At 50.7% G+C, this 25,153-nt stretch carries 24 protein-coding genes; 11 read left to right on the plus strand and 13 right to left on the minus strand.

Features of this window, described 5'->3' with window-relative positions:
* From HAV38_RS09580 to HAV38_RS09590, 3 genes are all read right to left on the minus strand, one after another.
* Entirely contained in the window at positions 1-366 is a 366-nt protein-coding gene (locus tag HAV38_RS09580; protein ID WP_184013391.1) for a c-type cytochrome, read from the minus strand.
* A 177-nt stretch (positions 367-543) separates the two neighbouring features.
* The gene (locus HAV38_RS09585) at positions 544-1,497 is read right to left on the minus strand and encodes a quinoprotein relay system zinc metallohydrolase 2 (RefSeq protein WP_209216696.1); all 954 of its coding nucleotides are present in this window, start codon (positions 1,495-1,497) and stop codon (positions 544-546) included.
* 4 nt (positions 1,498-1,501) lie between these two features.
* Positions 1,502-2,308: a quinoprotein dehydrogenase-associated SoxYZ-like carrier gene (locus tag HAV38_RS09590; RefSeq protein WP_168054829.1), complete on the minus strand. Its 807-nt coding sequence runs from the start codon at positions 2,306-2,308 to the stop codon at positions 1,502-1,504.
* Positions 2,309-2,976: 668 nt separating this feature from the next.
* Between HAV38_RS09590 and xth the strand changes: the two genes are divergently transcribed.
* Entirely contained in the window at positions 2,977-3,744 is a 768-nt protein-coding gene (gene xth / locus HAV38_RS09595; protein WP_168055527.1) for an exodeoxyribonuclease III, read from the plus strand.
* Positions 3,745-4,687: 943 nt separating this feature from the next.
* Complete coding sequence (locus HAV38_RS09600; protein WP_168054831.1) at positions 4,688-5,992, plus strand: MFS transporter; 1,305 nt, start codon at positions 4,688-4,690, stop codon at positions 5,990-5,992.
* A gap of 143 nt (positions 5,993-6,135) precedes the next feature.
* On the opposite strand, the gene HAV38_RS09605 is transcribed toward HAV38_RS09600, so the two are convergent.
* The 5 genes from HAV38_RS09605 to HAV38_RS09625 form a co-directional block, all read right to left on the minus strand.
* Positions 6,136-7,293, minus strand: a complete 1,158-nt coding sequence (locus HAV38_RS09605) for an ABC transporter substrate-binding protein (RefSeq protein ID WP_168055528.1) — start codon at positions 7,291-7,293, stop codon at positions 6,136-6,138.
* A 231-nt stretch (positions 7,294-7,524) separates the two neighbouring features.
* Entirely contained in the window at positions 7,525-8,316 is a 792-nt protein-coding gene (locus HAV38_RS09610) for an SDR family NAD(P)-dependent oxidoreductase (RefSeq protein ID WP_168054833.1), read from the minus strand.
* Positions 8,317-9,483, minus strand: coding sequence for an acyl-CoA dehydrogenase family protein (locus HAV38_RS09615; RefSeq protein ID WP_168054835.1), 1,167 nt, complete (start codon positions 9,481-9,483; stop codon positions 8,317-8,319).
* A gap of 68 nt (positions 9,484-9,551) precedes the next feature.
* Positions 9,552-9,962, minus strand: coding sequence for a DUF6285 domain-containing protein (locus HAV38_RS09620; RefSeq protein ID WP_168054837.1), 411 nt, complete (start codon positions 9,960-9,962; stop codon positions 9,552-9,554).
* A complete protein-coding gene (locus HAV38_RS09625; protein ID WP_168054838.1) occupies positions 9,955-11,031 on the minus strand; it encodes a phosphotransferase family protein in 1,077 nt (358 codons plus the stop codon). The genes HAV38_RS09620 and HAV38_RS09625 overlap by 8 nt, the downstream gene beginning before the upstream one ends.
* Before the next feature lie 452 nt (positions 11,032-11,483).
* Between HAV38_RS09625 and prpR the strand changes: the two genes are divergently transcribed.
* The 8 genes from prpR to HAV38_RS09665 all read left to right on the plus strand — a co-directional run bounded on the left by prpR (position 11,484) and on the right by HAV38_RS09665 (position 19,045).
* On the plus strand, positions 11,484-13,664 hold the full coding sequence (prpR, locus tag HAV38_RS09630) for a propionate catabolism operon regulatory protein PrpR (protein ID WP_168054840.1): 2,181 nt from the start codon (positions 11,484-11,486) through the stop codon (positions 13,662-13,664).
* Positions 13,665-13,849: 185 nt separating this feature from the next.
* Complete coding sequence (locus tag HAV38_RS09635; RefSeq protein ID WP_168054842.1) at positions 13,850-15,493, plus strand: AMP-binding protein; 1,644 nt, start codon at positions 13,850-13,852, stop codon at positions 15,491-15,493.
* Positions 15,494-15,676: 183 nt separating this feature from the next.
* Positions 15,677-16,252, plus strand: coding sequence for a CHASE domain-containing protein (locus HAV38_RS09640; protein WP_168054844.1), 576 nt, complete (start codon positions 15,677-15,679; stop codon positions 16,250-16,252).
* The gene (locus HAV38_RS09645) at positions 16,249-16,470 is read left to right on the plus strand and encodes a hypothetical protein (RefSeq protein ID WP_168054846.1); all 222 of its coding nucleotides are present in this window, start codon (positions 16,249-16,251) and stop codon (positions 16,468-16,470) included. Before HAV38_RS09640 ends, HAV38_RS09645 begins: the two co-directional genes overlap by 4 nt.
* Positions 16,464-17,105, plus strand: coding sequence for a response regulator (locus HAV38_RS09650; protein WP_168054848.1), 642 nt, complete (start codon positions 16,464-16,466; stop codon positions 17,103-17,105). Before HAV38_RS09645 ends, HAV38_RS09650 begins: the two co-directional genes overlap by 7 nt.
* Positions 17,106-17,480: 375 nt before the next feature.
* Positions 17,481-18,221 (plus strand): acetoacetyl-CoA reductase, encoded by a 741-nt coding sequence (gene phbB, locus HAV38_RS09655; protein WP_168054850.1) that lies wholly within the window; start codon positions 17,481-17,483, stop codon positions 18,219-18,221.
* 225 nt (positions 18,222-18,446) lie between these two features.
* The gene (locus HAV38_RS09660; protein WP_168054852.1) at positions 18,447-18,785 is read left to right on the plus strand and encodes a hemerythrin domain-containing protein; all 339 of its coding nucleotides are present in this window, start codon (positions 18,447-18,449) and stop codon (positions 18,783-18,785) included.
* A 68-nt stretch (positions 18,786-18,853) separates the two neighbouring features.
* The gene (locus HAV38_RS09665) at positions 18,854-19,045 is read left to right on the plus strand and encodes a hypothetical protein (protein WP_209216698.1); all 192 of its coding nucleotides are present in this window, start codon (positions 18,854-18,856) and stop codon (positions 19,043-19,045) included.
* 75 nt (positions 19,046-19,120) lie between these two features.
* Here HAV38_RS09665 and HAV38_RS09670 read toward each other — a convergent pair whose 3' ends face one another.
* The gene (locus tag HAV38_RS09670; RefSeq protein ID WP_168054856.1) at positions 19,121-19,807 is read right to left on the minus strand and encodes a DUF2076 domain-containing protein; all 687 of its coding nucleotides are present in this window, start codon (positions 19,805-19,807) and stop codon (positions 19,121-19,123) included.
* 358 nt (positions 19,808-20,165) lie between these two features.
* On the opposite strand from HAV38_RS09670, the gene acuI reads away from it, so the two are divergent.
* Entirely contained in the window at positions 20,166-21,155 is a 990-nt protein-coding gene (gene acuI, locus HAV38_RS09675) for an acrylyl-CoA reductase (NADPH) (protein ID WP_168054858.1), read from the plus strand.
* A gap of 167 nt (positions 21,156-21,322) precedes the next feature.
* Here acuI and ahpF read toward each other — a convergent pair whose 3' ends face one another.
* The 4 genes from ahpF to HAV38_RS09695 all read right to left on the minus strand — a co-directional run bounded on the left by ahpF (position 21,323) and on the right by HAV38_RS09695 (position 25,082).
* Positions 21,323-22,927, minus strand: a complete 1,605-nt coding sequence (gene ahpF / locus HAV38_RS09680; protein WP_168054860.1) for an alkyl hydroperoxide reductase subunit F — start codon at positions 22,925-22,927, stop codon at positions 21,323-21,325.
* 150 nt (positions 22,928-23,077) lie between these two features.
* Complete coding sequence (gene ahpC, locus HAV38_RS09685; RefSeq protein WP_168054862.1) at positions 23,078-23,641, minus strand: alkyl hydroperoxide reductase subunit C; 564 nt, start codon at positions 23,639-23,641, stop codon at positions 23,078-23,080.
* A gap of 239 nt (positions 23,642-23,880) precedes the next feature.
* Positions 23,881-24,354: a nuclear transport factor 2 family protein gene (locus HAV38_RS09690; protein ID WP_168054864.1), complete on the minus strand. Its 474-nt coding sequence runs from the start codon at positions 24,352-24,354 to the stop codon at positions 23,881-23,883.
* A gap of 41 nt (positions 24,355-24,395) precedes the next feature.
* Positions 24,396-25,082 carry a glutathione S-transferase family protein gene (locus HAV38_RS09695; RefSeq protein ID WP_168055529.1) on the minus strand — a complete coding sequence of 229 codons (687 nt, stop codon included), beginning with the start codon at positions 25,080-25,082 and terminating at the stop codon, positions 24,396-24,398.
* Between the last annotated feature and the right edge of the window lie 71 nt (positions 25,083-25,153).

Below are 25,153 nucleotides of genomic sequence, written 5' to 3' on the forward strand. Positions count from 1 at the left end.
TTATTTTCCCCGCATGGTTTGAGAGCGCGCTTTTAAAGAATGCTCCTGTGCGTGAGGATACGCCCTCGGCTGCTCGGCAAAATACTGTCCAAGCTGAAGTATTTCTTCTGCTGTTAATCCTCTTACGTTTTGTGGCATTACCTCGGTCGAGTCGGTTTGCTTTTGATACTCGTGCATGCGCTTGACGAAGTAACCCGCATCCAGTCCCGCCAGCACGGGCGTTCCACCGAGGCTCAATCCATTGGTTCCGTGGCAGGCAGCACAAGATCCGGCAAGGGTCATGATATGCGGGTTATCTGCCGCGGCGTAAGCAGTTGTAAACAACGGTATCAACGCAAACAATACGAGCAGCTTTTTTTTGAGCATGGTTTTTATATTTGATGTCGACAGGTGTGTATGATCATTACAACGATGCGTTTCTCTGCTGGGAGGAAGGTGCTGGCAGACTAAGATAGCGAGTTGGTGTACAACGGCAGTGCAGCATTAAAGAATAAAAACGGCGTAAAGACGGTAAATAAGCTAAACACAAATTCTTTTGCATCTTTATTCCCATTCCAGTACCGGATAAATAAAGTTCACGTTACGAGGATTAACTACATCGAACAGCACCCAGTGAGGTTTTTCGTTATTGGCCGCTGACGCCATGCTGTGCGTCATGTCTTCACCTTTTTTAATACTGTTTCTGACATCTCTCAATAGCGTTTCAAGATAACGACGTTCGTCGTCGAACGCCGCGTTTTTGTTTTTTGTCACGGGACCGTGGCCCGGAATCGTCAGGTCTGCCGGGATGCTCTTTAGCGGCGCGATGATACTTAACCAGCCTTTTATATCGCCATCAATGGACGGCGTACGCTCAACGAACAGCAAATCGCCAGTCCACAGCGTTTTGGTGTTTTCATCGAATACGGTCAGGTCTGTATTGGTATGCGCGGTGGGCCACGCCTTCAATGTAAGTATGCGACCGCCCAGGTTGATCTTCCGGGAGGTGTTGACTGTCTCACCGGGCACGATCACTTCGCTATTTTCAGCTGCCTGACCCAGCTCGTTTTTGAGGTTGCGCAAATAGGCATCCTTACGCAATGCCATGGCGCCGGGCAATTTTTCATGACCGATAAAAATGGGATGTTCAACCGGATCGTGATCAAACGCGGCGTTGCCGAAGATATGGTCCGGGTGCACATGCGTGTTAATCACATAGCGTATGGGCAGACCGGTGACTAAGCGCACCGCCTGTTTTAAGGCCATGCCTACTTTGTAAGAACCCCCGGTATCGATGACTGCGACGGCATCGGTGCCGACCACGAACCCAATGTTAGCGATATCTCCATGATAGTTCTCGTTAAAGTCTTCGTGCACGCCCTGATGAACATAGACCCCGTGCGCTACCTCTTTAACCGATAGTGGTGCAGCGTTTGCACTGAAACAGGCTGAGAAAAGCATGAAAGTTAGTGCAATAGTCACGACCGTTACTATTGGCGCGCTGTTAAAACGCTGCATCAATTCAGCCTTCCTTAACATCGATTGATGAAGTGAAGGTATGGCCTTCGTTATCTTTGATCATCAGTTCCAGCTTGCCCGGTTTGTCAGGAATAAATCCAAACTGAAAATTCGGATCTTCGCTGACGCCGATATAGGTATCGGCGTGCATAACGGGTTTTCCATTATAGGTTGCTTCGATTTTATCAATAAAAAAAGCGGGCCGAAAAGCCTGCGTGTTCAGGTCTCTCTGCAATCCGGTAAACATTGGGTGTTTAATTAGGAGTTTCACATGACTGAGCGACCCCATTTTTACAGGATTTTCTACTGCCACGCGCATTTTACCGGCAGCGGCTTTGGCCGCCGCTTCGTCGCCCTCAACGCTACCGCCGCATCCTCCTTGGGCGCGAATGGGGATTGCGTTGATATACATACGCCCATCGTTTGCTTCCGCGATTACATGCACTAATGAATCGCTTTCCAGACGAATGCGGGTAGAGATTTCTGCTTTTCCGTTAATGGGATTGAAGTAGAAAATCGCGGCAAGCGGGACGGGGTTTTCATCTACAATAACGGTCACCGATTTGATATATTTTTTAGCCTCCATCGGATAATCCACGCTAAATGCAAATGGCACCTGCGCGCCGCTATCGGCCCGACGGGGTGCGGTCAACTTTATGAACGGGCCCGGTTCTAGTTTTTTCCCCTGATAATAAGTGCTTTGCAGCGTACCCCAGGCTTTATCCGTTATCTCAGCGAACGCACTAATCGACGATGTCAAAATTAATCCCGTCATCAGTATGGTGAAATACCGCAAGAGGGAATTTTTCATGTGTTATGCCGGGGGTAAATAATTTGGTGGAGGTAGAAAATTGCAGAGAGGTTCGCGGTTTTTTGACCTGCATTACGAAGGGATTGTGAAAGGTTTTGTGAATTCTGCTGTGTTAGCAGTAGCCGTCCATCAAAGGAGAGCCGCATGCGAGGATAATGCAGAGAGCAAAGGGGCGATGACATGCGGCTTTCCAGTCAATAGATCGGCCAGCTGAAGCCGGGCGATGTTTTAACGCATTAAAGCGCTGCGTATTTCGTCCCAGCGCAAGCGGCACATGCGTGTCTCAGGGGAATAGTTGTAAAATTTTTGCCCCACTTGTTACTTAGTATGTTCTTATTTATTTGAAGCGACAAGCGCAAACGGCCCGTCTATCTATAAGACTTTCTTATGCATGGGCATTCCATTTCTCCAGCGCACAATAATAAATCCTCATATTGGTCCCCCTGAGTTGATGGAGATGCGCGTTAGTTTTTGGTCGATAGTGCTTATGTAAAATTTTGCATATAGATGCAAATAGATACGTTAATAGATCCAATTAGTGACCAATGACGAGGGGCCTGGGGACCTGTCGCTCGCCCCACGTCAGATAACACCACTTCTATAAATTTAGGTGTAAAAAACTACGATAAACTATGTTACCTACCGGATTAAAAGGATTTGAAATAATGTTGAAAATAGCAACGTGGAACGTTAACTCGCTGAAAGTTCGCCTGCCTCAGGTATTGCAATGGTTGGCCGATAATCCAGTTGACGTGCTGGCGGTTCAGGAAACCAAAATGACGGATGATAAATTTCCTCAGGCCGAAATCGAAGCCGCAGGTTTTCACGTGGTATTTAGCGGTCAAAAAACCTATAACGGTGTGGCAATTATCGCGCGCCATCCTATAGAGGACGTCGTAAAAAATAATCCGCTATTTCTTGACGAGCAGCAGCGCTTGCTCACCGCGACGGTCGCTGGCATCCGCATCGTGTGTGCCTATATTCCGAATGGGCAATCGTTAGAGTCCGATAAGTATCAGTACAAGTTGAAGTGGCTGGACGCACTGCATGACTATCTTGATAGCGAACGCAAGTTGCATACCAATCTGGCGTTGTTGGGTGATTACAATATTGCGCCCGAAGATCGTGATGTCTATGATCCTGCGGCATGGATAGGCGAGAATCTGGTATCGCCACCGGAGCGCGCAGCGTTCGTCCGCTTACAGCATCTGGAGTTGATTGACGCGTTTCGTTTATTTGATCAGGCCGAAAAATTATATAGCTGGTGGGATTATCGCCGTATGGGATTTCGTTTAAACCGCGGTATGCGTATTGATCACATTTTGCTGTCGCCACCTTTGGCCGCCCGATGCACCGCCTGTGTTATCGATAAGGTGCCGCGCAAATGGGAGCAACCATCGGACCATGCGCCGGTAATTGCGACGCTAAGCGCCTAAAAAGCTATTTATGACCTTGCCGCGCCGACGTGTTTCAATGCGTGTGGCGCTCAAAATCCTCATGGCCAAAAGACCTCTGCGGTTTCCTGGCATCATTTAGCGCTGGCCGAAGTTAACGCGGCTTAGATCGTAAAGGGGTTTTAAACTACAGCAACCGGAGCGCCCGCGAGCGAGCATATTTTTGGTGAAAAAAATGCGACCGAAAGGTCGCTTTTTTTAATCGATTGAACGCCGTACTTTAGCCGTTCAATGTCAGCAAGAGGGTGCAACCAGTCTTATATAGTTGAAAAGCTTAACTAGCCCACATGACAGCGGACTATTATTGGCGCTTCTTTTCTTCTTTCTTTACTTTTTTGTCCGCCTTCTTTTCTTTCATCGTTTTGGCGGGCTCTTTCTTTACCGCCTTTTTTGAATCCTGATTCTTACTCATAATTTGCTCCATCGGTAAATATCGATACACCATCATTGATTAACTATCGCAGTAATTGGTATCGTTGCATGATGATAAGCCTTTGTATGCCATTTGTGAGGGGTTAGATGCATTAACTGCCCTATTTGCCTAATAAAGCCGTGCTTTGGACTAGGTTTATGATAATTGACGCCGCTTTAGTCTGCTGCGGGATTTTTAATTTGATAAAAACCGAGGTGAAGTACCAAGCCAGACATCAGGTAAATCAAAGCGTCGGATGAGTAGATTGATGACGCGGTTCAACTCCGCTCTTCTACCATTCGGCTATTTTAAAACTACTTAGATGCCGGGGGCTAAGCAAAAAAGGAAAAAGCACGATCAAATCGTGCCAAAATAAGCAGATTGATCGACGCTTTAATCATTACAATAAGCATATGGAATGATTAAATGGGACATCTTAGACGCCCCATTATGCTGACCAGAACAGAGTGTGATCCAGACGTCACGCCATAAAATAATTAAACGGAGCTAACGATGACAAAAACAGCCATAGCCGACGCGGCGCAACAAAAAGATTTCGAGGAGACGACATACACAAAGGTAACCTGGCGATTGATACCATTCCTGTTCATCTGTTATGTCTTCGCTTATCTGGATCGCGTGAATGTCGGCTTTGCCAAGTTACAAATGCTGTCAGACCTGAAATTTAGTGAAACGGTGTATGGATTGGGTGCCGGTATCTTTTTTATTGGTTATTTTATTTTTGAAGTGCCGAGTAATATTGCCTTGCATCGTTTCGGGGCGCGCAAATGGATCGCCCGGATCATGGTGACTTGGGGCGTCGTCGCAGCGGCGATGGTGTTCGTTAAGACTCCGGCAGTTTTTTACTTCTTGCGCTTCCTGTTGGGTGTCGCTGAAGCAGGATTCTTCCCTGGCATTATCTTGTATCTTACTTATTGGTACCCAGCCGCGCGCCGTGCCAAAATTATCGCCCTTTTTATGACCGGAATTCCTATTGCCGGGGTTGTCGGTGGACCTCTTTCCGGCTGGATTTTGAATCGATTCGACAAAGTTAATGGTCTTCCTGGCTGGCAATGGCTGTTTTTATTGGAGGCAATTCCTTCAATTTTGACGGGTATAGCCGTCTACTTTTATCTTGACGATAAAGTCAGTACTTCCCATTGGTTGACGCCCGCCCAGAAAAGCTTGCTGGAAAAAAATATCGCAGGCGATAGTGGCAATCTGGAAGTGCACAGCGCTTTCGGTGCGTTCAAAACCAAACGAGTCTGGGTCTTGTGCGCAGGCTATTTTGGTATTGTAATGGGGCTTTACGGTGTCAGCTTTTGGTTGCCAACCCTGATCAAGGCATCCGGTGTTACCGATGCGCTGGATGTGGGCCTGCTGACAATGATTCCGTATGGCGCCGCTGCAATAGCGATGGTATTGGTTGGTCGCAGTTCTGACCGGATGAAGGAGCGCCGCTGGCACGTGGCAATACCCGCTGTCATTGGTGCAATAGCGTTAGTCGTGAGCACGTTTTACTCGAATAACACTGCTTTGGCGGTCATCACGCTGACTTTTGCGACGGTAGGAATTTTATCCGCACTGTGCCAGTTCTGGTCTGTACCTACGGCATTTTTGGGTGGTGTTGCAGCCGCGGCAGGGATAGCATTAATTAATTCGGTGGGTAATCTGGCTGGTTTCGTCAGCCCTTATATGGTTGGCTGGATTAAGGATGCAACCAAGAGCACGGATCTCGGTTTGTACTGTATTGCGGTCTCGCTGGTGGTTTCTGCGTTAATTATGTTGTCGATGCCCAAGGGTGTGGTTAACAGGTAGGTCAATAACAGGTAGGTCAGCAGAAATTAGGCGGTAACGGAGTAGAAATTAAAGGCTGTTAAGTCGATATTTTATAGTGGTGGCGGCGTGCATTGCACGTCGCCACTTTTGTTTTGCTGATGCGTCTTTTGCGCTAGCCTAGCTTATTTCCAAAGCGAACATTTCGATTCTGCTTTGGTCGTGAAAGCCTGATCGCCCGGAATCGTCTGTATCACTTTGTAGTAGTCCCATGGATATTTCGACTCTGCTGGCGTTTTGACCTGCATCAGATACATGTCATGCACCATGCTCCCATCTTGACGGATCGTTCCATTTTTGGCGAAGAAGTCATTGACTTTTGTTTTCCTCATTTGCGCCAATACTTTATCACCGTCGTCGGTCCCTGCTGCTTTGACGGCATCCAGATAAAACGTGGTGGCCGAATAGTCTGCGGCATGCAGACTTGACGGTTCTTTCTTCTGCTTGGCAAAGAATTTTTTCGCCCAGGCACGACTTTCAGGATTTTGATCCCAGTACCATCCGTCCGTCAGATACATGCCTTGGGTTAATTGAAGACCCAGTGAATGGACATCGTTAATGAACATCAGCAATCCTGCCAGTTTCATCGTTTTGGTGACACCGAATTCGTTTGCAGCCTTGATCGAATTAATGGTGTCGCCACCGGCGTTTGCCAGCCCCAGGATTTGCGCTTTGGATGCTTGTGCCTGCAACATGAACGATGAAAAATCGGACGCTGATAACGGGTGTTTTACTTCACCTAAAACGGTACCGCCATTGGCTTTGACGACGGCAGAGGTATCTTTTTCCAGTGATGCACCGAACGCATAATCAGCGGTCAGGAAATACCATGATTTGCCGCCTTGCTTGACCAGTGCCGAACCAGTGCCTTTAGCCAGTGCTACGGTGTCGTAGGCATAGTGAATGGTGTAGGGTGTGCAGTCTTCATTGGTCAGACGGGCCGTGCCGCCACCGATGGAGATGAACGGCTTTTTCTTTTCTGCCGCAACTTTTGCCATCGCCAGATTCGTTGCTGAGTTGGTGCCGCCGATGAGCATATCGACGCCTTGCTGATCAAACCATTCGCGCGCTTTAGTAGCGGCGATATCGGCCTTATTCTGGTGATCTGCGAATACAAATTCTATTTTTTTGCCGTTCAGCGTGCCACCAAAATCGGCGATCGCCATACGGATTGCCTCTACACCACCTGGACCGTCAATGTCGGCATACACGCCAGACAAGTCGGTAATGAACCCGATCTTTACGACATCGCCGGAAATCTGCGCGGACGCTGGACTCATCATTCCAGCGGCGGTCAAGGTGAGAAAAGTTGCCGCTAAGATTTTTAATTTTGGTTTGATATTCATGTCTTCTCCATTAATTGCGAAACAACGATTACAGCCGATAAAATTCGGGCTGTTTAATCTTATTTTTATACGCCGGGCTAGTGTGCAACAACGACAGGTGCGTCGTCAACTTTGTTATTGCGGGATGAAGCGGGTGTCCGTCTTACGCCACAGTAATCTCTGCGGGTTCTATAAACCGCTACATAAATGACCGCCATCCACGACGATCTCAGAGCCAGTCATGTATTTTCCTGCATCTGAAGCCAGCAATAATAACGCACCATCCAGACTGGAATATTCGCCAAAGGTGCGCGAAGGTATGCGCGATTTAAGCTGATCCCCTGCCGGACTAAGCAGAAATTCTTGATTCAGTTCGGTGATGATATAGCCTGGTGCAATTGCATTAACCCGAATAGCGTGGCGCGCCAGTTCTAGCGCCATTGAACGGGTAAGGTGACTTAAGCCTGCCTTGGCCGCGCAATAGGGGCCGAGACCGCCCGCGACCCGATCTGCAAGAATGGAGGTGACGTTAATGATGCTGCCCCCGCGGCCAGCGCCGACCATTCGTATGGCGGCTTCCTGTGACAGAATCCAGGCCCCTTTCAGATTGGTATCAAGTATGGCGTCCCAGTCCTCATCGTTGTACTTAAGGACGTTTTTGGTATTGCTGACGCCGGCGTTGTTGACCACGATATCGAGCTGGCCGCAAGCATCAAGCGTAGCGTCAAGACAGGCTTGAACCGACAGGCGACGCGTGACGTCGACGGCGATCGCGCGTGCCTTACCGCCACTGGCTTGAATGTCAGCGACCAGTGCATGCAGCAGGTCGATGCGGCGAGCCGTAACGATTACCTCTGCACCGGCCGCAGCAAGGGTTATCGCAAAATGTCTGCCAATGCCACTGGATGCGCCGCTTACCAATGCGACACGGCCACTCAGATCGAAAATACCGGCTACGGATTTAATCGCTTGGTCGGGCATTTAAAGCTCCTGTCCGCGGGCCATGATTTTTCTGGCGAGGCTCATCCGATGCACTTCGCTTGGGCCGTCGTAGATGCGGAAGGCGCGCACATCGCGGAAAATTCTCTCCACAATTGTTTCGCTAGTGACGCCTTGCCCGCCCAGGATTTGGACGCAACGATCGACTACTCGCCAGATGGCTTCCGAGCTGACTACTTTGGTCATGCTTGACTCTACGTTGCCTTTGCCGCCGCGGTCCAGTACGTCAGCACAATGCCAGATCGCCAGGCGTGTTGTATGCAGGTCCATCTCGTTGTCGGCCAGCATGAATCCCACGCCTTGATGATCGCCCAGTGCTTTGCCGAAGGATTGCCGCTTGCGTGCATAGTCGCAGGCCACATCGTGTGCGCGTCGTGCTGCGCCTAGCCAGCGCATGCAGTGGGTTAGCCGGGCCGGTGCCAAACGGATTTGCGCATAGCGAAATCCCTTGCCAATTTCTCCCAATACATCTGTCGCAGGGATCCGCAGATTTTCGAACCGGAGCACCTGATGACCGCCCGCAAAACAGCTGTCAAGCGAATCCATCGGGCGTTCAACTATAAATCCAGCGCGGTCGGTGTCGGTTAAAAACATGGTGGCCGAACCATCTTCCATCTTGGCCATGATGATGGCATAGCTAGCACCGTCGGCGCCGGTGATAAACCATTTTCGCCCATTAATAACATAGTCGTCACCGTCTCGCACAGCTGTTGTAGCAAGCATCTGAGGGTCGGAGCCAGCACCATCAGGCTCACTCATGGCGAAGCAGGATCGTGTCAGACCCTGCACCATCGGGGCCAGCCAGCGTGCTTTTTGCGCCTCCGTTGCGACGACTTCCATCAGGTGCACATTGCCTTCGTCGGGCGCGTGGATATTTAATGCGACCGGGCCCAATGGCGAATAGCCAGCTTCCTCAAAGACAATGGCTTTGGCGATATGTGAAAGGCCTAAACCACCCATCGCGATCGAGGCATGCGGCGTAAGCAAACCATGCGGACGGGCTTTTTCAATCAGCGCCTGGCGCAGTTCTGCACTTGGCCCGTGCGGCGATTGACGCGTATCGTGTTCCATTGGAATAATTTCATCGGCGATGAAACGTCGGGTCTTAATCTGCAATGCCTGCAGATCATCGGGAATGCTAAAGTCCATCGGATTAATCCTTAAAAAGGTACTAACAAAGGCCGCGATTTTTCAAATAGAGCGTCACGCGGGCGGCGCTAAGAACGGTTTACACGGGGGGAAATCGCACGCGGATTTGAGATCGCCAATTTGCTTTGGGTGATCGTTGTCAGTGCCGCCAGCAATGCGTTCTGCATCGCACCGGCGCTGTCATAATCCCCATTGCGGATGGCAACGCATAGGGCACGTTGATCATTGGCAGAATCCTTGGATGCAGGGTTGGGGATTTTTGCATCGCTCAGAAGCTGACGCAGAAGCACTTGTTCTAACTGAACGGCCTCTGGACCCAGCTTCAGCTCGCGGCTTGCGATCTGCATCGCATTGGCAATCATGCGCGCCTCATAGCGCAGCGAATCCGGCAACGACGGCAGGATATGCTGGAGCAACGCCGCGCGCGCGGTGGTCAAAAGCTCGTGTGCATCTACTTGCGCATTTATTTGCTTATTCATTGCCGCCTCTGGTCAAAGATAAAATTTCATATTCCAGCTCCGGTAACATGCGTCCGGTCAGCGCCAGTTCTAGCGATGTTTGTTGTCCCGAGAGGTGTCTGTCGGCTTGTTGCAGAGCGATAATCGCCCAGCGCAAATGCGCCATCACTTGCCAAAAAATCAGATCGTCGCGGGTAATGGTCAGGTCGGAAACGCTGGCATAACCACGTAAAAAATCGTCAATGTCGCCTATGCCACCAGCCTCGCGTTGCGGTGCTGCAAAACGCCAGCAGCGCGCGGCAAACCAGCCAATGTCCTCATGCGGATCACCCCATCCTGTAAATTCCCAATCCAGCAAGCCGCTCAATTTACCCTCATGCACCATGTAATTACCAGTGCGGTAATCGCGATGGAGTAAGCACACCGGCGCTGCTGCGGGGCTATTGCGCTCGCACCAGCGTAGGCCCCACTCCAATACTGGCGCAGACGCATTCAATGTATCGAGATAACCGCGATAGGCCGCAACGCTGGCGAGTGCAGGGTGGGCAACGGGCGGAGGTAAAAATGCAAGGTCGGCGTTGGGTGGATGTATCGTGTGTAACCGCGCCATGTTGGCCCCAAGCTCCGCGGCTAGTGCGGGGCGGTCTGGAACAAGGGCGTCATCGCCGGTAACGCGATGACCAGCGGCGACGCCGGAGACACATTCCATCAGAAAAAAATCGCGGCCTATGATTGATTTATCCTCGCAGCACCACAGTACTTTCGGTGCTTTAACGCCAGCCTGATGAGCCACACGCAGCACCGCGAATTCTTGTGCTCTGCTAAGACTAACCGGCACGCTTGAGAGGGCATCGGTGCGCAACACCCAGCGCTGGGTACCGTCATAAGGGCCGCCGATAATCTCCACCACCAATAACCAATTTTCCTGAATCGCACCGCCCGACAGGCGTTCGAGTTGTTGGATGTTGAGATCGGTTGCCGCGGTAATCGACTGAATATAAATTTTTAGCGGACCGCGTGCTTCATTAATTTCTCCGCAGAAGGTCGGCGATTTGTGCCCTTCTACAAGCGGTTGGTTGCTGAGTGTCATGTTTTAAATGCTTTCCTATAGGGAAACGGTAGGGATGCCACGCATGCCCTCAGAAGTTTTTGCTTAACTAACCGCCAAGTGCTCTTAATAATGCAACTAAAGCAATCGGCATGCCAGACATCTCTAGGAGGCTGCGCTCCCATTAAAATAGCGCAGCAGTTCGGGCATTGGCGTCTAAGGCTGGATCGATCGGCGCGTTTCCTTCCCCAAATTTTTGCGTTTTTTGAATTTTCTTCTTGGGGTGACGTATTAATCCTTTATAAGTAATTTTATTGTCAAAATTGATTTTTAATAAGTATAGGCCCTTGCTGTTCGATGTTTAAGGAATTACGCGTGTCATATTGAGTGTGTCAGATTTGAAAGTATTGTTTCAATTTTGCTATAAAATGCACCATACTGAAATTTAGGGACTATTTGGTCCAGCTAATGTGTCCGTTGCTCTATGAGATCCCATGCCTAAATCTTTATTCCCTACGGTCGCGCCGAGTCTGTCATCGCCGAGCCCACAGGTCGTCGTGCTCATTAGTCATCTACGCAAGCCGGACAAAACAAGTCATCTGGCACAAGTGGTCAATAAGGTGATTGCAGGATACGGTGCAGAGGCCCGTATGCGGGTGATTGATACCGCTTTGTCGGAGGCTTTATCGGTTGCGCGCGAGCTTGAGCAGAGCAACGGCGTGGATGTATTTATTTGCGCCAGTGCAACAGCAGGGTATTTGCGCAAGCGTTTATCGCGTCCAGTCGTTTCGATGCGGGTTGGCGGCCCGGATTTGCTGCGGACGCTGGATCAGGCACGCGTAATTTCAACGGATGTCGCGATTCTTAGCTATCGAAAAATAAATGAAGACCTGGCCCAAATGGGCCCTTTGTTTACGGTGCAAATCCGGCAGGAAAGTTATACGACGCTGGAGGAGGCCCGCCGTATCGTTCAGCGTCTGGCCTGCGACGGTTATAAAGTAATGATCGGCTCTTCGACGGCCGTGGAGCTGGCCGAAGAGGAGGGCATGACCGGGATTTTGTCGTTGACCACGGAGGCGGTACGCAAGGCGTTTGATGATGCGCTGGCGATCTGCCGTAGCCAAAAGATAGAAGTCGCTAAAAGCCAGCGCCTCAACGCTGTATTGCAGCATCTGACCGATGGCGTCATTGCCGTTGACAGCAAGGGCGATGTCCAATCGATCAATCCGTCGATGCTACGACTGCTGGATATTCCACTGGAGTGGGCGAGGGGGCGTTCGATTAGCACAATTGCGCCCGGGCTGGATATCGCTGACGTTTTGCGCACCGGAATAAGTGAAGAAAATCGCGTGATCTTGATTGGCAATCAATTTACCGACGGTAAGTTGAGGGGCAAGCTCAACAGTGACAGGGGCGACCAGACAAATAACCGGGCGACCGATTCTGGCCCCAATCAAAGTGCCAATCAAAGTGCCAATCAAAGCGGCAATCAAAGCGGCAATCAAAGCACCAACCAACGCACCAGCCGTACGGTGATCGCTAGCATCATGCCGATTCATGAGGACGGCGTACTCACCGGTGCAGTATTGACCTGTCAGGAAATGACAGCGGTACAACGCGCCGACCGTCGCATTCGCTCAGTGACCCGCCCTAGTCAATTTACAGCCCGTTATCAGTTGGAGCAGATTAATGGGGATTGCCCAAAAATTCGTGAGGTGGTGCGTCTGGCGCAACGCTATGCATCCACTGATTCCACCATTCTGGTCACAGGCGAGAGTGGTACCGGCAAGGAGCTTTTGGCGCAAGGTATTCACAACGCCAGCAGTCGTCATCGTGGACCCTTTGTGCCGATTAACTGCGCCGGATTTCCTGAAACGCTGATAGAAAGCGAGTTGTTCGGCTACGAGGAGGGCGCATTCACCGGATCGCGTAAAGGGGGAAAGCCGGGGCTCTTTGAGGCCGCCCACACTGGCACGGTATTTTTGGATGAAATCGGCGATATGCCGGTATTTTTGCAAACCCGTTTGCTGCGCGTACTGCAAGAGCGGGAGGTGTTGCGCCTCGGTGCGGTTGAACCGACTCCTATCGACATACGGATCGTTGCGGCGACCCATTGCGACCTGCGTCAGAGAATTGAGGAGGGAAGGTTTCGGGAAGATTTATTTTACAGGCTGAATATTTTGCGGATAGAGGTCCCGTCGTTGCGTGAGAGAAAAGCCGATATCCCGGTGATCGCGCGCAGAATTTTGGAGCAGATCATCGCGCGCACCGGGCGTGCCGTGCAAAGTGATCATTTGCTGAATGCGCTATCGCCTTATCTGGAAAAATATCATTGGCCGGGCAATATTCGCGAGCTTGAAAATATCATAGAAAGAGCCGTATTATCGGTGGGTGATATCGCCGCCCCGCATGATGTGGATCAACGCTGGTTACGTAGTCTCGTACCTGAATTTTTTGAAATATCCTCTCGTGAGCGGCAGGACCGGGTGGAGCTAGTATCTCCCGGGCAAGGGCCTGACTTGCGCGCAATGGGCAAGGCCGCAGAAATAAGTCACATCAAACAAGTGCTGGATGCGTGCGGCGGTAATCTTGAAAAAGCCGCGCGCGAACTTGGCATCAGTCGGTCCACGCTATGGCGACGCCTGCGATCGGGCCGTGCGGTTGTTGGAGCCTGAGCATCGTTAGCCAACCTGGCACGCGTGTTGTTAAAAGTAATAAATGCATGTTGAAGCATCGTCGTAAAGCATCCTTGTGAAACATCGAATAGCGCGGCTTAAAAAATGAGCGATGTGTCGGATGAAATGTAGAATTAAGCTTCAATTGATTTTCAACCGAAAAAAATAAATAATAGGAGAATGTCGTGCGCGCAATTAACCAAGCCGATTTACCCAAGACCCGTGCCAATTATGTTCCACTTTCTCCTGTGCAATTTCTGGAGCGCAGCGCGCTAATCTATCCCGATAAAATTGCAATCCGCTACGACGCGGTGGTCTATACCTATCGCGAGTTTGAGGCCCGATGCAGACGCCTGGCGTCGGCGTTATCTGAACGCGGCATCGGACGCGGCGATACGGTCGCGGTGCTTGCCCCCAATGTGCCTGCAATGCTGGAGGCGCATTACGGCATCCCCGCGCTGGGCGCCATTCTGAACCCATTGAATTATCGACTTGATGCGCCAACAATTGCCTATTGCCTGAATTATGGCGAGGCAAAAGCGCTGATCGTCGACGTGGAGTTTTTGCCGCTGCTTACGGACGTTTTACCATTGCTTGAGCACGATATTTTACTCATCACAATTGAGGATACATGCGTGGAATCGGCGGTAAATTTTGCAGATGTAGAAAGACATGCGCATATCTATTACGAAGAATTATTGTCCGAAGGCGACCCTGAATATCTTTGGGCAGGTCCGGATGATGAGTGGGATTCGCTCTCCTTATTATTTACCTCCGGTACGACCGGCGACCCCAAAGGGGTTTTGTATCATCATCGCGGTGCTTATCTCAACGCGCTCGGCAGTGCGCTGGCTTTTGGTCTGCTGCCGTCCAGTGTTTACCTTTGGACCTTGCCCATGTTTCATTGCAACGGCTGGACCTACACTTGGGCAGTAACCGCTGCTGGCGGCACACATGTTTGTTTACGGCGGGTCGAGCCAGCCCGCATTTTCAGGATAATTCAAGAGCATGTAGTCACGCATTTGTGCGGCGCGCCGATAGTATTGAGTATGCTGATTCATGCGCCGGAAGAGGTAAAAATTCAGTTTGATCATCCGGTGGAAATATTAACGGGTGGCGCCGCGCCACCGTCTACGGTGATTGATGCAACCGAAAAAATGGGATTCAAAGTGACGCATGCGTATGGTTTGACGGAATCGTACGGGCCGTCAATGATATGCGCCTGGCAGGACGAATGGGCCGGTTTGCCATTGATCGAAAGATCGCAGCGGATGGCTCGCCAAGGTGTGCCGATGCTCACCATGGCGTACGCGACGGTAGCAGATCCAGACACGCACTTTGCCGTACCCCAAGACGGCGTAACGATGGGCGAGCTGATGCTGCGCAGTAATACTTTGATGAAAGGTTATCTGAAAGATCAACCTGCTACCGATATGGCGTTTCGGGAAGGTTGGTTTCACACCGGCGATCTGGCGGTCTGGCATGCGGACAACTACGTTGAAATAAAGGACCGCTCCAAGGATATTATTATTTCAGGCGGTGAAAATATCTCATCGCTGGAAGTGGAGGAGTGCCTGTATCGTCATCCACAAGTCATGGAGGCTGCGGTGGTTGCCAGACCGGATGCAAAATGGGGAGAGACGCCCTGTGCTTTTGTGACACTTAAGCCCGATACGGCTGCGATAACTGAGGAGGAAATTATCGCTTGGTGTCAGCAGCATATTGCGCGGTATAAAGTGCCACGCTCGGTAGTGTTCGGACCGCTGGATAAAACCGCGACAGGAAAGATACAAAAATTTACTCTTAGGGAACGGGCAAAAAATTTATAATTTATTGCTTCGTTTTAATAGAATTATCCATCCCCATAGTAGCCACTGCTGCCACATGCAGAGGTGTTTTCCTCCGCGAATTTCACCCGAGATATTTTGTTGCCTTGGGTGAACTATTTATTTAATACATAATTATTTAGATAGTTTATGATCAGATTTTCAGGCCTTTACGAGTGGTATTAAATGTTTCGCCGGCTACCTATTTCATTAACGTTATCGGCGCGTTTCGTTTTAGTTTTTGGGATTTTTACTTCCACTTTGCTTTTTTTGGTGGTCTGTCAACAAGAACGCGGCGTTGAGCGACATAATTTCGAGCGCCACGCGCAATTGAGGATAGCCGTGGTTGAACCCGGCACGTCAGACGCTGTTAAGGCACTGCGCGTTGTGAATCAGTTATTTGTGATGAACAGGGCGGTAGCGCCCGAACAATCCCATGTTTTTACGCAACCCCTTCGGGAGCGTCATCCCTTCATTGAGCGACCACCATTTGAAGCGCGCATACATTTTGATACGGGTAGCATAACAATCGATGGAAGCTTGCCCGTCAAGCACATGCCTGCCGGTGTAAAAAAAAATTACCGCGTTCTCGAACATATTGAACCCATGCGCAGCATTGAGGGCGTCTTCATATTCAATGCAGCATCATTGCTGTATCAGAATGCTGCGGTTCAACACGCAGAAGACACGGGATTGCAATCTGCCACCACTCTTTTTCATTTCCTGAAAAAAGCGCTGAACCGCGCGGGTTTCATATCATGATGCCGCTTTCCACTCGTGGTACGGCGCGTGAAGCTGTCGATGCTGTCGCTCCGCGGTGCGTGGAAGTCGTGGGTTATACAGCCACCATGTTGCGCGCTGGCGGCGTGTTCGATAAGATATTTGCGCCATCACAAAAATTCGCGATTGAAGGTAAGTGGAACGTTGAGTATGAGTACAGCAGTGCTCTTACGTCTGGCGCTGGAGCAAGAAAATGTTGAACAAAAAAATTAAAGTTTTATTGGTTGATGATCATGCCGTGGTGCGTAATGGCGTGCGGTTAATGTTAAGCGGGGCAACCGATATAGTAGTCACTGGCGAGGCAGAAACGGCCGAGCAAGCTTCCAGGCTGGTGCGCAAGCAGGAGTTTGACGTGGCGTTGCTTGACATAGCGTTAGCCGGTCACAGTGGCCTGGATTTATTAAAGCGCTTGCGGGTTGAAAGGCCAAGCCTCGCGGTCTTGATTCTCTCCATGTATTCCGAAGAAGTGTATGCGGTAAGAGCGCTGAAACTCGGTGCAGCGGGTTACCTGACCAAGAGCAACTTTGCCACCACCATGATTGAAGCAATACGCAAGGCCGCCTCAGGAGGAAAATACCTTAGTCCGAAACTGGTAGAGCAACTTGCGAACATGATTGGTAGCGATAGGGTAATCCCGCATGAAGCGCTGTCAGACCGTGAACTGGAGGTTTTGAAATTGCTGGCGCTGGGCGAGAGTCTGGTCAACATCGCAAAAAAACTTCACCTGAGTCCCAAGACAGTGACGACACACCGTACTCACATTCTAGGAAAAATGGGCATGAGCAGCAACACGGCATTGGTACGGTATGCACTTGAAAACGGCCTGTTGATCTGACTTAAACGCCATCATCGTCCGGCTTGAGCAATCAGACCATTGCCACCTTACTGCACGAGCGCTCCTTCCTATCTCTGACAGCCAAAAATACCTGCGCCTGCAGGACAAACACGGTCGGCCACGTCAGGCAATCCCCTATATATAAAACATCAATCCCCGATGGCACGTTTGTCATTCATTGCGGATACTTATGAGCGTGGAATCGATTCCTGCTCGTGGCTTTCTAAGTTCGCGTATCAGGTGTCGTTAAATCTGCATTCACCGGAGAGCTAAATGATGTTACCTAACGGGCTGTACGCACGTGAAGAGCAGCAGATAACCATAATTGTCATAAAAAACGACACTTACGAAGTGTCAAACTAACGGAGATAGATAATGAAACGCATTGCATTAGTGACAGGTGGCATGGGCGGTTTGGGCGAAGCAGTGTGCATCAAACTGGCTGCATTGGGCTACCAGGTCGTCACGACCTACTCGCCGGGCAACACCATTTCGGTAAAATGGCTGGGATCAATGCGCGAGTTGGGTTTGAGCTTCCATGCATACCCGTGCGACGTCGCAGATTATGAATCCGCCAGCGCCTGCATTAAACAGGTACAAAAAGAGCTCGGCCCAGTAGATGTGTTGGTCAACAATGCGGGCATTACGCGCGATATGACTTTCAAGAAAATGGATAAAACTAACTGGGATGCCGTGATGCGCACCAATCTTGACTCGGTGTTCAATATGACTAAACCGGTTTGTGACGGCATGGTGGAGCGCGGTTGGGGACGGATCGTGAATATCTCTTCGGTGAATGGTCAAAAAGGTGCATTTGGGCAAACCAACTACGCGGCTGCAAAGGCGGGCATGCATGGTTTTACCAAGGCGTTGGCGTTAGAAGTGGCGCGCAAAGGCGTGACTGTTAACACCATTTCACCTGGTTACATTGGTACCAAGATGGTGATGGCCATCGCTCAGGATGTGCTCGATAGCAAAATTATTCCACAAATTCCTATGGGCCGCCTTGGTAAGCCAGAAGAAGTCGCTGGCCTGGTGGCATATCTTGCATCTGAGGAGGCTGCGTTTCTCACCGGAGCCAACATTGCCATTAATGGCGGACAACACATGTCGTAATAAGGCTCCAGGCAAACGGTAACTATAGCGCTCGCATCAGCGCAGGTGGCAATTGTTGTTGCGTTACAGGTAACCGTAGTATCGCTAAAACGGCATCGCTACAACTATGGCGCGATGCGGCGCGATAACAATTGCCCACTTGCCCAGCCTGACTGCAAGACGCAATGCAGGCGAATATTTGAATACACGCGAAGTCGGGGCGTCCCGAGAGCGGTAAAGGAAAATATGCAACGTCAATTAAAAGCAGTACCTCACATCAGGGAAGCTGAACATCTTCAACCCGCACTGTTGGCGGAGCTGATGGCACTACGATCATGTGAAGACAGCGAGTTTGAATCTGGCTTTAGTGCTTTTATCATCAATCTGCGGGAAGACTTTTGCATCAAAGAACAATGGATGGCATCGCAGAACGTTAAAAAAATTAGCATATACAGAAAGTCACACGCAGAGCTTTTAATGCTTCTGCAACACGCGCAGGCGCGGGTAGCATTACAAGACCTTCAACTTGGCCGCAAGATCGTGGATATGCTCCCCCACTGGTATTTGCGTCATTGTTTTCTGTGAGTCATGCGGTAACGATAGTGAAGATTATTTGTGCTTGACGTTTTTGTACAGTGCGTGAGAGCGACACCTTGGCACGGCTGGGCGGGGATGAGTTTGTACTTGCTGTTACGCTGGTTGATCGGGCCGACGTGGCTATATATCAGGCCAAGCAAAGCGGTCGCAATAAAATTCAGTTTTACGCGTTGCTGGTAAAAGAAAAGTCGCCGATAAGGGAAATGTCTTACCCCGTTGTAGCTGAAAAACCTCTGCTGCCATTGTGATCGCGAATAAGCACGGACCGGGCTTTGTTGCTCCCGGTGCCGCTAGAGATATTTTTTATTTCGTTACGTTAGCGCTTAAATAAGCGACGAGTCATCACCGCCGCTATCGTTAGAGGCGGTATCGTCGGTGCTATCATCAGCAGTGTTATCCGAGGCTTCCTCCTTGTCGCTATCGCCATAATAATTATTGACAGTACTGTTCTCCACCGGCGCTGCTGAGGGGGACATACCTGCCTGATTCATGAAGCCAGCCCCGCTATTTGGATGCATCAGATGTTCTATTCCCTGGAATAAAAAAGCGCCGCCCGCGACACCCGCTGCCGTCGCGGCTACAGTGCCTAACATGCCCCCTGCGCCGCCGCCAAAAAATCCTGGCGATGGGGCCGACGCGGCGTTTTGCATGGGCGGTGCATAGGCTTGCGCTGGAGCAGCCATCATCGGTGCTGCCGGGCGAGAGGCTAAGGGTGCAGCTGGCGTGGCCGCTGTGTTCCCCCACGCGTTCGCATCCAGAAAGCCGGTTGATGGCGAGGGTTGCGTTTGCAGAGTCTGTATCTGGCGCTGCAACGTAGCAATTTGTGCCTTGGCCGTGGTGAGCGCCTGGTCGATCAATAACGCACGTTGTACCAGCAGATAGGCTGCGTCCGGTTGTTGTGCGACAGCATTGTTAATCAGCGCGTCGGCTTGCGGGTCTTTTGCAATCCCGCGTACCTGAATGAGCTGGTTCAAAAAGTCCTGCAGCGGTTGAGATTCTTGCGGTGTCATGTAATTTGCTCCTATAGCAGCGACGAATAGTAGAGTAACGGTTTCAATTAATATTATGCGCCAGATTTCTTGAAGGTTAGCGCAGATGCCGAGGGTTAACGCCTGCTTCTGCACAAGTACGCGACGCCTCCGATGTATCGTTATTTGACTTTATATGGCGGCGGAGGGGTTTTTATCAATGTCAAAATCATGTTATGGTTTTCGATTGCGCATATTATGTTTAATTTAATATGCTGCATCTGAAGGCACCAGAGAACTTCTTGAAATATTTTGTTCAGCGGCAACTTTAACCACAATAATGATGGCTATTACAACCACGCTACGATGAACCGTATCGTGCAACCAGAGAGGCTTCAGCATGTTTAATGCAATATTGCTTAACAAGAACGACGATGGCACGACTAACGCGCAAATGACCCAGCTTGACCAGTCGCACTTACCGGCCGACGGGGACGTGACGGTACGAATTGAGTATTCAACCATTAATTACAAAGACGGTCTGGCCATCACCGGTAAGATGCCGGTAGTGCGCACCTGGCCGATGGTGCCGGGCATCGATGGCGCTGGCGAAGTGATTGCCTCGTCCCACCCTGACTGGAAAGCGGGAGATCCCTTCATCCTTAACGGCTGGGGCGTGGGCGAAACGCACATGGGCTGTCTGGCACAGCAAGCAAAACTTAAAGGCGACTGGCTGATCAAGCGTCCGGCGGGCATATCGGCGCGCACCGCGATGGCTATCGGGACTGCCGGTTACACGGCGATGTTAAGCGCGCTTGCGCTGGAAGAGCAGGGCGTCGATAAAAATAGCGGTGAAATTTTGGTCACGGGCGCCTCAGGCGGCGTCGGCAGTATCGCGATAGCGATATTGTCGGGTTGGGGTTATCGTGTCGTCGCCTCAACCGGCAAGCTGGACGAGGCCGATTATTTACGTTCTCTCGGTGCCACAGAAGTCATTGATCGGGCCGCCTTATCTGCACCGGGTAAGCCGCTGCAAAAAGAGCGCTGGATTGGCGTCGTTGATTCGGTCGGTTCGCATACATTGGCAAATGCCGTAGCGCAAACCTGTTATGGCGGCACCGTGACGGCCTGCGGTCTGGCCCAGGGCATGGACTTTTCAGCTTCGGTAGCACCGTTTATTCTGCGCGGGGTCAGGCTCATTGGAATCGATAGTGTGATGGCACCGATTGCCAGACGAATCGCAGCATGGCAGCGTTTAGCGACGGATCTGGATTTGGAAAAGTTGGCGACTATCACGCAGGAAATTTCGCTTGCGCAGGCACTCGTGAAAGCGCCGGAAATTCTTGCAGGAAAAGTGCGGGGACGACTGGTGGTGAATGTTAATGCGTAGGTTATTCAGGGAGCATGGGAGCAGGGGATAATCCCCAGGTAAGAACGTTTGATACTTAGCGCCTTTGGTGCATGCAATGGCCAGATTAAAAAAATTGCCGGATGTTATCCGGCAATTTTTGCATCTACCTCGGTCCGAGGGCAGGCAGGCCTGCGGCGCGCTAATCGTTACGCTGCGACTGCGACCGCCTCAACCGCGACTTCAGCAATCGCTTCTTCGTCGTCAAACGAATTGCGGATCAGGTGATCGAACGCGCTTAACGAAGCTTTGGCGCCTTCACCGACTGCGATAACGATTTGCTTGAACGGTACCGTGGTGACGTCGCCGGCAGCAAATACGCCGGGAATAGAGGTCTGGCCCTTGGCATCGATTTCAATTTCGCCATGACGCGACAGAGCGACTGTACCTTTCAACCATTCAGTGTTTGGCACCAGGCCAATCTGAACAAACACACCTTCTAACTCGACGAGCTTAGTTGCGCCGGACACGCGGTCGGTATAGCTCAGGCCATTGACCTTTTTGCCGTCGCCGTGAATCTCTGTGGTCTGTGCGGACACATGGATCGTCACATTGTTCAAGCTCCGCAGCTTGCGTTGTAGTACCGCATCGGCACGCAATTCTGCACCGAACTCGATCAAAGTAACGTGACCCACGATACCGGCCAGATCGATAGCTGCCTCGACACCGGAATTGCCGCCACCGATAACTGCTACGCGCTTGCCCTTGAATAATGGACCATCGCAATGTGGGCAATAGGCGACGCCGTGGTTACGATATTGCTGTTCGCCGGGGACGTTGATTTCTCTCCAGCGCGCACCGGTTGCCAGAATCACGGTTTTGCTTTTCAGGATCGCGCCGCTAGCGGTTTTAATTTCGATCAGCTTGCCGGGTACCATGCTCTCTGCGCGTTGCAGATTCATGATATCGACTTCGTAAGATTTTACGTGCTGTTCAAGTGCGACCGCGAAATGCGGGCCGTCGGTTTCTTTCACGGAGACAAAATTTTCAATGCTGAGAGTATCCAGCACCTGACCGCCAAAGCGTTCGGCCAATACACCGGTACGGATACCTTTACGGGCTGCATAAACCGCTGCCGCCGCGCCGGCAGGTCCCCCGCCGACGATCAGCACGTCGAAGACTTCCTTGTTATTAAGTTGCTCTGCCTGACGAGCACCAGCACCGCTGTCAAGCTTGGCGAGAATTTCTTCAACGCCGGAACGGCCTTGACCGAATACTTCACCATTTAGATACATCGTCGGCACAGCCATGATCTGGCGTGACTCAACCTCTGTTTGAAACAGCGCGCCGTCAATCGCCACCGTACGGATACGTGGATTGATAATAGACATAACGTTGAGCGCCTGGACAACTTCCGGGCAGCTTTGGCATGACAAAGAAATATAGGTTTCAAACGTGTAATCGCCATCGAGATTGCGGATCTGTTCGATCACTGCATCGTCAAGTTTGATAGGATGGCCGCCGACTTGCAGCAACGCCAATACCAGCGAAGTGAATTCATGGCCCAACGGAATACCGGCAAAGCGCACGCCAATATCGGTACCGGGACGGTTGATGCTAAACGACGGCTTGCGCTCTTCATCGTCAGTGCGTTCTACCAGCGTAATGCGGTCGCTCAACAGGAGAATTTCCTGGAGCAGAGCCTGCAATTCGCGTGACTTATCGCTATCATCGAGAGACGCGACGATCTCAATCGGCTGCACGACCTTTTCTAAATAGGTTTTCAACTGGGCTTTGAGATTTGCATCTAACATGATGTGCTTTCTATTTAATGATTGTTGAAGCCGGTCTGGACAATTCCTGACCGGCGTCAGACTTGCTATAGAACTGTGCTCAAGGTCGTACTAGAGCCGAGTTTAGAAACCGCTCTTAAAATGACTCTTAAGCCGTTCTTATTGTGATACTTAGATTTTGCCAACTAAATCGAGCGAAGGGATCAATGTTGCTGCGCCTTCAGTCCATTTTGCCGGGCACACTTCACCTGGGTGCGCTGCCACGTATTGTGCTGCTTTAACTTTGCGCATCAATTCTGAAGCGTCGCGACCGATACCGTTGTCATGTACTTCCATGACCTTGATCTGGCCTTCTGGATTGATAACAAACGTACCGCGCAGTGCCATGCCTTCTTCTTCGATGTGTACTTCAAAGTTGCGTGACAAAGTAGCAGTTGGGTCGCCGATCAGTGCGTATTGCACTTTCTTGATGGCTTCTGAAGTGTCGTGCCATGCTTTGTGAGCGAAATGGCTGTCAGTCGATACGCCGTAGACTTCGACGCCCATTTTTTGGAATTCAGCGTGGTGATCGGCCAGATCTTCCAATTCGGTTGGGCACACAAAAGTGAAATCAGCTGGGTAAAACATGACAATTGACCACTTACCTTTGAAAGACTCTTCAGTCAATTCGATGAACTTACCATTTTGATATGCGTTTGCTTTGAATGGTTTAACGTGTGTATTGATGAGAGACATTATGTTTTCCTGTAGGAGTTGTGAATCAATAAGGCTGAAGTGTAAAGAATGTGGATCGATATGTAAAATTAATTATTAAAATATTTTCAATAAATTTTAACTATCGATCGTTGAGTGTAGGAGCGACTAATAGCAATCCCTGTGCGACGTTTCAACACCCATGCGCTTCTGCAACAGGTTATCGCTTTCGATTTGGAAATAACCTGTTGGTGAAAATGGCGTACCTGAGGGGTTTGCTATCAAAGTCCCAAATCGCTTAGCCCGGCGTGGTCGTCCGGACGAGGCCCCAGTGGCCAGTGGAATAAGCGATCCGTTTCTTTAATCGGCAGATCGTTAATACTGGCGTGCCGGACCGCCATCAGACCGTGGGCATCAAACTCCCAGTTCTCGTTGCCATAGGAGCGAAACCAGTTGCCGGCGTCATCGTGCCATTCATAGGCAAACCGTACTGCGATCCGGTTATCGGCACAGGCCCATAGCTCTTTGATCAAACGATAATCCAGCTCGCGATTCCATTTACGTGTAAGGAGGTCGACTATCTCTTTTCTGCCGGTAATAAATTCAGCCCGATTGCGCCACTTGCTTTGTGTTGTATAGGCTAGCGAAACCCGTTCAGGATCGCGAGAATTCCAGCCGTCTTCCGCGGCGCGTACTTTTTGGCGCGCGCTCTCAGGGGTAAATGGTGGTAACGGTGGCCTGGCTTGGTCTGTCATACATCCTCCCAAAAAAATAGAAGTGTTTTAGCGGAACGTGATCAGGCCGTCAAACGGGCATTTTGAGGGAACATTTGTTTGCGTGCGTCTTCATCCATCTCGGCTTTAAATGTGAATTGATTCTTCAACGTTTCGGCCCGTTGTGCTGCAGGTCGGGCATTGATTTCATCTAAAAGACGTTTTAGATTCGGCAGCTTTTCCCATGCGTCCGGCCCAAGGATGAACGGTACCGCGCGTGCCCAACCCCATACCGCCATATCGATGAGAGTATAGGTGTCGCCAAGCATGTAACGGTGCTTGGCGAGTTGGGCATCCAAAATGGCGTAATGGCGCTCGGCTTCAAAGCTATAGCGGTTGACCGCGTATTCTTTAGGTTCCGGTGCGAAATGTTTAAAGTGGACCGCCTGGCCGGAATAAGGGCCGATACCGCTGGCGATAAACATCAGCCACGAGAGCATCTGGGCGCGTGCTGCCGGGGTGTTTTCTGGTAAAAATTGGCCGGACTTTTCGGCGAGATATAGCAGGATTGCGTTGCTATCAAATACCGTGGCGTCGCCGTCGACAATAGCCGGTGTTTTGGCGTTCGGATTAATTTTAAGAAACGCCGGCAAATGTTGCTCGCCTTTTCGCGTATCGATCGCGACAACTTCATACGGCAAGCCGCACTCTTCAAGAAAAAGGGCCACTTTGAGTGGATTGGGCGAGGGATGGTAATAGAACTGGATCATAAATTTACTCTCTCTGGTCAATGGTGCGAAGGGCGTCTGCGTTAAGCGGTGACCCTGAAACAGGGATTTGG

It is taken from the genome of Glaciimonas immobilis (assembly GCF_011947285.1).
GTDB classification, from domain to species: Bacteria; Pseudomonadota; Gammaproteobacteria; order Burkholderiales; family Burkholderiaceae_D; genus Glaciimonas; species Glaciimonas immobilis.

Bases quoted from the DNA above. Each gene is read 5' to 3' on its own strand.
- HAV38_RS09660 (WP_168054852.1), top strand. From the start codon at position 18,447: ATGCAACGTCAATTAAAAGCAGTACCTCACATCAGGGAAGCTGAACAT.
- HAV38_RS09620 (WP_168054837.1), bottom strand. From the start codon at position 9,962: ATGAATAAGCAAATAAATGCGCAAGTAGATGCACACGAGCTTTTGACC.
- HAV38_RS09605 (WP_168055528.1), bottom strand. From the start codon at position 7,293: ATGATGAGTCCAGCGTCCGCGCAGATTTCCGGCGATGTCGTAAAGATC.
- ahpF (WP_168054860.1), bottom strand. From the start codon at position 22,927: ATGTTAGATGCAAATCTCAAAGCCCAGTTGAAAACCTATTTAGAAAAG.
- HAV38_RS09690 (WP_168054864.1), bottom strand. From the start codon at position 24,354: ATGACAGACCAAGCCAGGCCACCGTTACCACCATTTACCCCTGAGAGC.
- prpR (WP_168054840.1), top strand. From the start codon at position 11,484: ATGCCTAAATCTTTATTCCCTACGGTCGCGCCGAGTCTGTCATCGCCG.
- HAV38_RS09650 (WP_168054848.1), top strand. From the start codon at position 16,464: ATGTTGAACAAAAAAATTAAAGTTTTATTGGTTGATGATCATGCCGTG.
- HAV38_RS09600 (WP_168054831.1), top strand. From the start codon at position 4,688: ATGACAAAAACAGCCATAGCCGACGCGGCGCAACAAAAAGATTTCGAG.
- HAV38_RS09590 (WP_168054829.1), bottom strand. From the start codon at position 2,308: ATGAAAAATTCCCTCTTGCGGTATTTCACCATACTGATGACGGGATTA.
- HAV38_RS09645 (WP_168054846.1), top strand. From the start codon at position 16,249: ATGATGCCGCTTTCCACTCGTGGTACGGCGCGTGAAGCTGTCGATGCT.
- HAV38_RS09695 (WP_168055529.1), bottom strand. From the start codon at position 25,082: ATGATCCAGTTCTATTACCATCCCTCGCCCAATCCACTCAAAGTGGCC.
- HAV38_RS09580 (WP_184013391.1), bottom strand. From the start codon at position 366: ATGCTCAAAAAAAAGCTGCTCGTATTGTTTGCGTTGATACCGTTGTTT.
- HAV38_RS09585 (WP_209216696.1), bottom strand. From the start codon at position 1,497: ATGCAGCGTTTTAACAGCGCGCCAATAGTAACGGTCGTGACTATTGCA.
- HAV38_RS09610 (WP_168054833.1), bottom strand. From the start codon at position 8,316: ATGCCCGACCAAGCGATTAAATCCGTAGCCGGTATTTTCGATCTGAGT.
- phbB (WP_168054850.1), top strand. From the start codon at position 17,481: ATGAAACGCATTGCATTAGTGACAGGTGGCATGGGCGGTTTGGGCGAA.
- HAV38_RS09615 (WP_168054835.1), bottom strand. From the start codon at position 9,483: ATGGACTTTAGCATTCCCGATGATCTGCAGGCATTGCAGATTAAGACC.
- HAV38_RS09670 (WP_168054856.1), bottom strand. From the start codon at position 19,807: ATGACACCGCAAGAATCTCAACCGCTGCAGGACTTTTTGAACCAGCTC.
- HAV38_RS09625 (WP_168054838.1), bottom strand. From the start codon at position 11,031: ATGACACTCAGCAACCAACCGCTTGTAGAAGGGCACAAATCGCCGACC.
- acuI (WP_168054858.1), top strand. From the start codon at position 20,166: ATGTTTAATGCAATATTGCTTAACAAGAACGACGATGGCACGACTAAC.
- HAV38_RS09640 (WP_168054844.1), top strand. From the start codon at position 15,677: ATGTTTCGCCGGCTACCTATTTCATTAACGTTATCGGCGCGTTTCGTT.
- ahpC (WP_168054862.1), bottom strand. From the start codon at position 23,641: ATGTCTCTCATCAATACACACGTTAAACCATTCAAAGCAAACGCATAT.